This is a genomic window from Bartonella vinsonii subsp. berkhoffii ATCC 51672 (assembly GCF_902825225.1).
Classification (GTDB): Bacteria; Pseudomonadota; Alphaproteobacteria; order Rhizobiales; family Rhizobiaceae; genus Bartonella; species Bartonella berkhoffii.
The window spans coordinates 1-2,404 of sequence record NZ_CADEAK010000041.1 but is presented as its reverse complement, the minus strand read 5'-3'; the positions used below and the strand labels follow the sequence as shown (position 1 = coordinate 2,404).

1 pseudogene is annotated in these 2,404 nt (G+C 39.9%); it reads left to right on the top strand.

The features are described from left to right. Positions 1-2,404, top strand: a pseudogene (locus tag J7R10_RS07900) (hypothetical protein); the annotation flags it as partial.

Below are 2,404 nucleotides of genomic sequence, written 5' to 3'. Positions count from 1 at the left end.
TCAGCGGTTGTTCATTATGATAAAACAGGTGATGACAATAACACTATTAATTATACGAGTGTGACTTTAGGGAAAGGAAAAGATTCCACACCTGTTGGACTTCATAATGTAGCTGATGGTAAGATTGCCAAGGATTCACGTGACGCAATCACAGGTGGTCAGGTTAACAAAATTGGTGAGGATGTAGCTAAGTTTTTAGGTGGTGAAGCTGCGTTTAATAGTGGTACTTTCACAGGTCCAACCTATAAATTATCTAAGCTTTCTGAAGATGGTGCTGCAGAAGAAACTAGCTATGATAATGTTGGGAGTGCGTTTGCAGGTCTTGATACAAGTGTGAAGAATGTGAATACGCATTTGACGAATGAAGTTAAGAAGTTTGAAGAGAAAATCACGAATATTACACAAGAAGTTCAAGGTGATGCCTTGTTGTGGGACAGGAGTAAAGGCGCCTTTGTAGCAACGCATGGGGAAAAAGATAGCAAAACCAATAGCAAGATTACATCTCTTTTGGATGGAACAATTAATGAAAACTCCACGGATGCTGTGACGGGTAAACAGCTTCATACTCTAGGTGATAAAGTTGCAAAGACTTTTGGTGGAGGTGCTGGATATGAAGGTGGCGAATGGACAGATCCTAATTTCAAGGTAAAACAAATTGGTTCTGATGGCGATGTTACTGATGAATCCTATAAGACTGTAGCAGATGCTTTTTCTAGTGTTGGTAGTTCTTTCAAGAGTATTCATGATAAAATTAGCACTATGATAAGTGATAGCCTTGTTAAGAAGAATTCAGATAAGAATGATATTACTATTGGTGGAGAAGTAGAAGGCAGTGAAATCAATATAGCCAACAAGAGTGGTGTGGATCGGACGCTTTCCGGTGTAAAGGCAGCCATAAAGGATAATGAAGCTGTCAATAAAGCGCAGCTTGATCAAAGTTTGGAACAGCTTTCTAACGATCTTCAGTCAGATGATTCAGCGGTTGTTCATTATGATAAAACAGGTGATGACAATAACACTATTAATTATACGAGTGTGACTTTTGGCGGTAAAGATAAGTCTCCTGTTGGACTTCATAATGTAGCTGATGGTAAGATTGGTGATGAGTCACATGATGCGATTAATGGTAGTCAGATTAATACAATCTCTGGAGATGTTGCGAAGTTTTTAGGTGGTGACGCTGCGTTTAAAGGGGGTGCTTTCACAGGTCCAACTTATAAATTATCTAAACTTTCTGAAGATGGTGCTGTAGAAGAAACTAGCTATGATAATGTTGGGAGTGCGTTTGCAGGTCTTGATACAAGTGTGAAGAATGTGAATACTCATCTAACGAATGAAGTTAAGAAGTTTGAAGAGAAAATCACGAATATTACACAAGAAGTTCAAGGTGATGCCTTGTTGTGGAACAGGAGTAAAGGCGCCTTTGTAGCAACGCATGGGGAAAAAGATAGCAAAACCAATAGTAAGATTACATCTCTTTTAGATGGAGCAGTCTCAGAAAGTTCCAGTGATGCTATTACAGGTGGTCAACTTTATTCACTGGGCAGTGAGGTTGCAAAGACTTTTGGTGGTAATGCTAGCTATGCAGAAGGTAAATGGACAGCTCCCAAGTTTACGGTTAAGACGGTCAATGAAAATGGTAGTGCGGTTGAAGAGCAGAGCTATGAGACTGTTGCAGCTGCCTTTGCCGGTGTTGGAGATTCATTTGAGAAAGTTAAAGATTCATTTGCGAATATTAAGAATGAAATTACCAAAGAGATTGAAAAAGAAATTACCACTGTTCAAGGTGATGCCTTGTTGTGGAGCGAAAAGGATCATGCCTTTGTAGCGCAGCATGGAGAAGAAGGGCACAAAACCAATAGCAAGATTAAGTACCTTGCAAATGGGGAGATTTCTGAAAACTCTACGGATGCCGTGAATGGTAGTCAGCTTTATTCACTGGGCAGTGAGGTTGCAAAGACTTTTGGTGGTAATGCTAGCTATGAAGGTGGCAAATGGACGGCTCCTACGTTCACGGTTAAGGCTGTCAAGGAAGATGGTCAAACAGAAGATAAAGACTATCATGATGTAGTTTCTGCCTTTACCGGTGTAGGTAGTTCTTTCACGAATCTTCATAAAGAGATTACCAAAGAAATTAATAATGCGGTTACCAAAGTAGAAGGAGATAGCCTTATTAAGCAGGATAAAAACGCTGATCCTATTACTATTGGTAAGGAAACAAATGGTACTGTAATTAATGTTGCGAATACAAGCGGTGTGAATCGGGTGATTTCCGGTGTAGGGGATGCAAAAGATAACAATGATGCCGTTAACAAGGGTCAGCTTGAAAAAGGTTTAAAGGATCTTTCCAGCAGTCTTCAGTCAGATGATTCAGCGGTTGTTCATTATGATAAAACAGGTGATG